Here is a 7,243-nt window from a genome sequence, read left to right on the forward strand (position 1 = left end):
TCTCAGTTACTTAAGAGCTTCAGCACCCGCAACAATTTCAGAAATTTCCACAGTAATAGCTGCTTGACGAGCTCTATTGTAGCTAAGCTGTAAATCATCTATCATTTCTTCAGCATTATCTGTAGCAGAACCCATAGCCGTTCTTCTAGCACCTTGTTCACTAGAAGAAGACTCTATCAATGCGCCATATATGGTACTTTCTATATATTTAGGAATTAAATAATCTAACACTTCCTCTGGAGATGGTTCATATTCAATAATATTAGTCTTTTCTTCACTTTCAGCCCTTGTATCCTCATGTGGAAGCAGTTTTAGTAACTTTGCCTCCTGTGAAATCGGTGAATAAAACGTAGTATAGGCTATTATTATTTCGTCGATTTCTTCTTTTTTATAAAGTTCTAAAGCTATTCTGGTAACCTTTACTGCATCAGAAAAACTTGGTTCTTCAGATATACCAGTAAATTCTTCTACAATTTCATAGCCCCTTCTTTTATAAAACTCTCCACCTTTAGAACCTATTGTAATTAACTTTACCTCATCTTTTCTTTCCTTTATTTCATTTTCAACTAATCTTAATACGTTTGAGTTATAGCCTCCAGCCAAACCTTTATCACCAGTAAGTACAATATAAAGGGATTTTTCTACATCCCTTACTTGTAAAAGAGGATGATTAATATTTCCTGTAGAAGCCAATGTCTCCTGGATACTTTCTAAAACTGTATTGTAATAAGGTCTAGTTCTTTCTAACTTTTCCCTAGCCCTTTTTAACTTTGCCGATGCTACTAACTCCATTGCATTTGTTATCTGTTTTATATTCGTAATCCCTCTAATACGTCTTTTAATATCACGTGTTGATTCTGCCAAATAGTTCACCCCCTATTTTTAGGGTTTTTTTATTTAAAACTTTCTTTAAATTCCTTAACTGCCTTTTCTAACTGTTCTACAGTTTCATCAGTTAAATCTTTCGTTTCACTTAAACTTTTAATTATTTCTGGATAGTTATTATCCACAAATACTATAAATTCCCTTTCAAATTGGCTTATTTTATCCACAGGAATGTTATCAAGATGTTTATTAACTACTGCGTATAAAATAATTACTTGATGCTCTACCCTCATTGGTTCATATTGAGGTTGTTTTAATAACTCTAGCATTCTCTCACCTTGTCTCAGTCTTTCTTGAGTGTCTTTGTCAAGGTCTGAACCAAATTGAGCAAAAGCTTCGAGTTCTCTATATTGAGCTAACTCTAACTTTAGTGTACCAGCTACTTTTTTCATAGACTTAATTTGTGCTGCCCCACCTACACGAGATACAGATAATCCTGTGTTTATAGCTGGCCTTTGTCCAGAAAAGAATAAATCTGTCTCTAAGAATATCTGACCATCTGTTATAGAAATGACATTCGTAGGTATATATGCAGAAATATCTCCTGCTAAAGTTTCAATAATTGGTAATGCAGTAATTGAACCGCCACCATATTTATCATCAAGCTTTGCAGATCTTTCTAACAATCTTGAATGTAGATAGAAAACATCTCCTGGGAAAGCTTCCCTTCCTGGTGGTCTTCTAAGCAATAGTGACATTGCTCTATAGGCAGTAGCATGTTTGGATAGGTCATCATAAACAATTAAAACATCTTTACCATTATTCATAAATTCTTCTCCTATACTTACACCTGCATAGGGAGCTATATATTGTAATGGTGCTAATTCACTAGCTGTTGCAGAAACTACTGTAGTATAATCCATAGCTCCATGTCTTTCAAGTACATCTACTATTTGCGCTACCGTAGATCTTTTTTGTCCTATAGCTACATATATACAAATTACATCTTGACCTTTTTGATTAATAATAGTGTCAATTGCTAAAGCTGTTTTACCAGTTTGTCTATCTCCTATTATTAACTCCCTTTGTCCTCTACCTATTGGGAACATAGAATCTATAGCTTTTATACCTGTTTGTAATGGTTCAGATACACTTTTCCGAGTAATAACTCCTGGAGCAATTTTTTCAACAGGTCTATATTCTGTAGCATTAATAGGTCCTTTACCATCAATTGGCTGGCCTAGAGCATTAACCACTCTTCCCATCATAACATCGCCAACAGGTACCTCCACAATTCTTTTAGTTCTTTTAACAGTATCCCCTTCTTTAATTTCTCTGTCTGGACCTAAAAGTACACATCCTACATTATCCTCTTCTAAATTTAAAGCCATACCGTATATTTCACCAGGGAATTCAATTAATTCCCCTGCCATACAGCCTTCTAATCCATGAATTCTTGCTATTCCATCTCCTACCTGTATTACTGTCCCAACATCTACCATGTCCAGTTTTTGATCATATTTTTTTATTTGTTCCTTTATTACTGAACTTATTTCTTCTGGTCTTAAATCCATTAGTTTTTCACCTCAACTTCCTATACTTTTGCGCCTTTAATGGTTTTCTCCATGGATTCAAGTCGTCCTTTTATAGTTCCATCTATAATTTTATTTTCCATTTTTAAAAGCACTCCACCTAGTATGGATTTATCTATTTCATTTTTAATCTTTACAGTCTTCCCTAGTTTTTCTGAAAGAACTACAGTTAATTTATCTTGAGAACCTTTATCCATAGGAACAGCTGTCACTGCTACGGCTTCTACTATATTCTTTTTTTCATTATACAAATATTTATATTCTTTATTAATATCTAAAATATTTTTTTCTCTTCCCTTATCAATTATTACATAAAGGAAATTTAACATTTCCTCTGAAACACTTTTTTGAAAAACATTCATAATTAATTCTTTTTTATCTTTCGTAGATATCTTTGGATGTTCTAAAATTGTTACTAAATCTGATTCTTCATTTAAAATAGTAGTTATATAATTTAATTCTTCTTTAAAGCTATCTAACTTTTCAAGCTCTTGACCAGCCTCAAACAATGCCAAAGCATATCTTTTCCCTATTAGCTTTGCCATTTTTCCATCCCTACCTCATTTACGAATTTGTCAATCATCTCTTGTTGAACATTCATATCCATTTTTTCATCTACAATCCTTGAGGCAATAAGGATAGCCATATCCCCAGCTTGAAGTTTTATTTCTTGCAAAGCTTTTTCTTTCTCTAATTCAATTTCTCTTCTAGCTCTGTCCACAATGCCTTCTGCTTCTTTTTCAGCATCTTTTATTATATCTTCTCTTAACTCTTCTCCTCGTCGTCTAGAGGTTTCTATTATTTTTTGCCCTTCTTCATAGGATTCTTCTATTTTAATCTCATATTGATTTCTTAAAACAGTAGCATCCTCTTTTAAAGATTTAGCTCCATCTATATCTTTTTGAATATTTTCTTTTCTTTCCCCCATAAACTTGGATACTGGTTCATATAAAAAGTGTTTTAATATGAAATATAATATTACTACTGAAACAAATACCAATAGCATTGATATCCAATTAGGTTCAACCCTTACATCTATCACTTACTCAACCTCCTTCTCATTGAGGTATATTTTCAAAGATGGGAAACCCCATCTTTTTTATTATTTTAAAGCTAAATATGCTGTTAATAGTGGCCTTAAGAATAAAAGAATCAACGCAATTACTAGACCATAAATACCAGTAGTTTCTGCTACTGCTTGACCTAAAAGCATGGTTCTTATAATATCATCTTGTGCTTCTGGCTGTCTACCTACTGCCTCGGCACCTTTACCTGCTGCATGACCTTGACCAATTCCAGGTCCTATACCTGCTATCATTGCAAGACCTGCTCCTATTGCTGAACATCCTAAAATAAAAGCTTCACTAGTTATTCCTTCTAACATTATTTTTCCTCCTCCCAAAATTTTGACAATTTTATTGCTTGTTTTTTTATTATTCTATTATATTACTCCATTGCACCTGAAATAAATATCATAGTTAGCATAGAGAATATAAAAGTTTGAAGCGCTCCTGAAAATATATCAAAATAAGCATGTAAAATTGGTGCTACTAATGGTGCAAACCAACCTAGAGCGGCATATACTAAGCCCATTATAATAACTCCACTTAAAATATTTCCAAATAAACGGAAAGAAAGTGATATAGGGTTGGCTATTTCACCTAAGATATTTATAGGAGTTAATAAAGGTAATGGTTCTGTATAACTCTTAAAATATCCTAAAAACCCTGAGGTTTTAAAATTAAAATACTGAGTTAAAAAGAAAGTCATTAATGCCAATGTTAATGTAACACTATAATCTGATGTAGGTGGTGTAAAAGATAGAAGTCCAAATAAGTTTGAGAATAATAAAAACAATATTAAAGTCAGTATATAAGGTGTAAAAAACATATTCTCTTTACCCATAGTAGACTCTACTAAGCCTTCTACAGATTCAACTAATACTTCTATTAAGTTTAAAAAACCTGTAGGTTGTTTATTTACATCTGCATTTTTTATTTTTTTATTTACTACTAAAGCTATTATAATTAAAATAATCGATACAATCCATACATTTACTATAGTGTCTGGTATTATTATATTCTTACCGAATAAATTGAAAGCAATTTCTATACTCATATACTCATCTATTCCCTCCTTCCTGTAAGCTGTAACAACTACTCCTTATTTCTTTTTTTTATTCTTCCATTAATAGTATCATAAAATGCCTTAGAAAGTATTACTATTTTTATAGTAAACATTCCTAAAACAGCAGTTACAAAATTTAAATAATCTGCAATAATGCTAATTGTCAATACAATAAAATAAATAAAGTATCGAACAAAATAATTCGACATTGTATAACCATAAGCTTTTGAGGGTTCCATTTGTACCGCTTTCTTTAGAGTATTATTAAGTAGAAGAAAGCTTAAAACATTAATACTAGAGCCAAAAATAAAACCTAGAATATAAGGTTTGGGCTCCCTAAAACCAAAAAACATTAATCCAATTACTACTAGAATGAGTATTATAGCTTTTTTTATTATCTGAAACACATAATTATCCTTAGAATTATGTAGCATTTTGGCTCACTTCCTATGATCTTTCTTAGTAGCCAATTTAAGAAGATTCATAAATCCAGCTACAGTACCAAGTATAATAAATATAATAGTAAAAATTGACTCAGTTTTCAACCATTTATCTACAATATTCCCTAAAAAAACTCCCAGTAGAATAGGAGTTATTATAGAAAGACCTACTTGAGTTATTAATGCTAAATATAAAAGAGGATTTTTATCCTTCAAATCAAACACTCCAAATATCTATTTCATACTTTAAACTTATATATATTTACTATACAAAAAAATTATCTATTATGCAAATACTTTGCAAATAATATTTAACTAGATTTCCACATTATATTTTTTTAACTTTCTATATAAAGTAGACCTAGAAATTCCCAATATTTCCGCCGTCCTTTTTTTATTTCCTTTGTTTTCTTTCAACAAAGTTAATATTTGTTCTAATTCCATTTTCTCCAAAGGAGTCAATTCTATACTAGATTCTTCAGATTCTATCTTTATTTTGACATTTTCTAAAATATGTTCCGGTAAATGGTTTAAATTTATTTCTTCTCCTGTACATAAATTTACTGCTCTAAATATTATATTTTCCAATTCCCTACCATTACCCGGCCAACTATAGGATAAAAACATCCTTTTTATATTTTCATTTATTGAAATATCTTTTTTATTTAATCTATCCTGAGCCATTTCTAGAAAGTGATTTGTCAATTTCATAATATCTCTTTTTCTATTTCTAAGAGGTGGAATTTCCACAGACACCATATTAAGTCTATAATATAAATCTTCTCTAAAATTATTTTTCTTTACCTCTTCCTCAAGATTTCTATTAGTAGCAGCAATTATCCTTATATCTACTTCAATTAATTCGTTTCCACCTACTCGAGTAAAGGTACCATTTTGGAGAACTCTTAATAATTTTGCTTGCATGTCCAAAGGCATTTCTCCTATTTCATCCAAAAAAATTGTACCTTCTGATGCTAAATCAAACTTTCCTAATTTACCACCTTTTTTAGCCCCTGTAAAAGCTCCTTCTGAATAACCAAATAACTCAGATTCTACTAACTCTTTTGGAATAGTAGAACAATCAAGAATTACAAAAGGCTTTAAAGCCCTATTACTTACATTATGCATTGCATGGGCAAAGAGCTCCTTACCTGTACCACTTTCCCCTTGTATTAGGACTGTCATATCAGTTCTTGCAGTAGATTTAGCTAAGTTTATTACTTCTTCCATCTCAACACTATCATGGATTATATCTTCAAAAGTAAATCTTCCTTGGGAGCCTGATATGTTAGCAATAAAATTTTTAGCAGTTTTTATTTCTTTTATCTTGTCCAATACTCCAATAACATTACCATCATCATCTTTAATAGGTAGAATAGTTTTTAAAAGATGTTTTTTACCTCCATTTTTTAACTTTAGAAATATTTCCTCATTATAAACCTCTTTTCCAGTTTTTAAAATCTCCATAACTTTTAGCTTACTAGCATAAAATTCTTGCAGTGGTTTTATCTTTATTTCTTCTTTTGGTGCCTCTAATATTTCTAAAGCTTTATCATTATAGTATTCTACGTAGCCATCTTTATTTAAGACTAGTACTGCATCATGAAGAGTATTTGCAATATATTTATTTAATTTTTGTTTTTTAATATAATCTGTTAACAAATTTCTATATCTAATCTCCTGTAAAATTATCCCATACCCCATATCAGCTATAGCTTTAGAATTATTATTGTATATTTCCTTATTAACCGATATTTCCAGGGAAACTTTAAAAGAATCATCTCTGATTATATAATTATATTTTATATAGTTTTCACCTTTATTAGTATCTTCTTTCAGCAAAATATTATTTCCATTACAATAGGCATTAATTTTTATGCCTTCTAAACTTATTTTTTTTGCTCCCTCCCTTAAATCCTCTAAGAACATAAATAATTCAACTCCCTATTTTATATTATATCATACAAGATATTTTTTTAACAAAAAGAAGCGGCTCTTACCGCTTCTTTTTGTTAAAAGTTTATTTCTTTTTCTAATCCTATCTTTTCTAATGATTCTGAAATTATTAGCTCAGCTTCAGTAGCCCCTTGTACTTCTTCCACTGTATATTTTGGATTAATCTCTGTTAAAACCAACCCTTTATTTGTTACTTTCATAACTCCCATTTCTGTTACTACCATATCTACTACTCCTACTGCTGTTAAAGGTAAATTACACTCTTTAAGTATTTTATGTCTCCCCTTTACAGTATGCTCCATT

The 7,243-nt window shown here is 30.7% G+C and carries 10 protein-coding genes; all 10 read right to left on the reverse strand.

Annotated features, from left to right (window positions below; all coding sequences use genetic code 11):
* Positions 1 to 6: 6 nt before the first annotated feature.
* Entirely contained in the window at positions 7 to 864 is an 858-nt protein-coding gene (atpG, locus tag VK071_01815) for an ATP synthase F1 subunit gamma (protein ID HLR34045.1), read from the reverse strand.
* Positions 865 to 893: 29 nt separating this feature from the next.
* Complete coding sequence (gene atpA, locus VK071_01820) at positions 894 to 2,399, reverse strand: F0F1 ATP synthase subunit alpha (protein ID HLR34046.1); 1,506 nt, start codon at positions 2,397 to 2,399, stop codon at positions 894 to 896.
* Positions 2,400 to 2,419: 20 nt separating this feature from the next.
* Positions 2,420 to 2,962 carry a F0F1 ATP synthase subunit delta gene (locus VK071_01825; GenBank protein HLR34047.1) on the reverse strand — a complete coding sequence of 181 codons (543 nt, stop codon included), beginning with the start codon at positions 2,960 to 2,962 and terminating at the stop codon, positions 2,420 to 2,422.
* Positions 2,950 to 3,459: a F0F1 ATP synthase subunit B gene (gene atpF, locus VK071_01830; GenBank protein HLR34048.1), complete on the reverse strand. Its 510-nt coding sequence runs from the start codon at positions 3,457 to 3,459 to the stop codon at positions 2,950 to 2,952. The genes VK071_01825 and atpF overlap by 13 nt, the downstream gene beginning before the upstream one ends.
* 60 nt (positions 3,460 to 3,519) lie before the next feature.
* On the reverse strand, positions 3,520 to 3,801 hold the full coding sequence (atpE, locus tag VK071_01835) for an ATP synthase F0 subunit C (protein HLR34049.1): 282 nt from the start codon (positions 3,799 to 3,801) through the stop codon (positions 3,520 to 3,522).
* Between the two features lie 62 nt (positions 3,802 to 3,863).
* The gene (gene atpB / locus VK071_01840) at positions 3,864 to 4,535 is read right to left on the reverse strand and encodes a F0F1 ATP synthase subunit A (GenBank protein ID HLR34050.1); all 672 of its coding nucleotides are present in this window, start codon (positions 4,533 to 4,535) and stop codon (positions 3,864 to 3,866) included.
* Positions 4,536 to 4,573: 38 nt separating this feature from the next.
* On the reverse strand, positions 4,574 to 4,978 hold the full coding sequence (locus VK071_01845; protein HLR34051.1) for an ATP synthase subunit I: 405 nt from the start codon (positions 4,976 to 4,978) through the stop codon (positions 4,574 to 4,576).
* Positions 4,979 to 4,984: 6 nt separating this feature from the next.
* Entirely contained in the window at positions 4,985 to 5,200 is a 216-nt protein-coding gene (locus VK071_01850; GenBank protein ID HLR34052.1) for an AtpZ/AtpI family protein, read from the reverse strand.
* A 99-nt stretch (positions 5,201 to 5,299) separates the two neighbouring features.
* Positions 5,300 to 6,913, reverse strand: a complete 1,614-nt coding sequence (locus VK071_01855; GenBank protein ID HLR34053.1) for a sigma 54-interacting transcriptional regulator — start codon at positions 6,911 to 6,913, stop codon at positions 5,300 to 5,302.
* 83 nt (positions 6,914 to 6,996) lie between these two features.
* Positions 6,997 to 7,243: succinyl-CoA--3-ketoacid-CoA transferase (locus VK071_01860; protein HLR34054.1), on the reverse strand; the 247-nt coding region annotated here is incomplete at its 5' end.

The organism is Tissierellales bacterium, from assembly GCA_035301805.1.
GTDB lineage: Bacteria > Bacillota > Clostridia > Tissierellales > DATGTQ01 > DATGTQ01.

Excerpts from the sequence above, each read along its gene's own strand:
- atpA (HLR34046.1), bottom strand. The coding sequence starts at position 2,399 with ATGGATTTAAGACCAGAAGAAATAAGTTCAGTAATAAAGGAACAAATA.
- VK071_01825 (HLR34047.1), bottom strand. The coding sequence starts at position 2,962 with ATGGCAAAGCTAATAGGGAAAAGATATGCTTTGGCATTGTTTGAGGCT.
- atpE (HLR34049.1), bottom strand. The coding sequence starts at position 3,801 with ATGTTAGAAGGAATAACTAGTGAAGCTTTTATTTTAGGATGTTCAGCA.
- atpB (HLR34050.1), bottom strand. The coding sequence starts at position 4,535 with ATGAGTATAGAAATTGCTTTCAATTTATTCGGTAAGAATATAATAATA.
- VK071_01845 (HLR34051.1), bottom strand. The coding sequence starts at position 4,978 with ATGCTACATAATTCTAAGGATAATTATGTGTTTCAGATAATAAAAAAA.
- VK071_01855 (HLR34053.1), bottom strand. The coding sequence starts at position 6,913 with ATGTTCTTAGAGGATTTAAGGGAGGGAGCAAAAAAAATAAGTTTAGAA.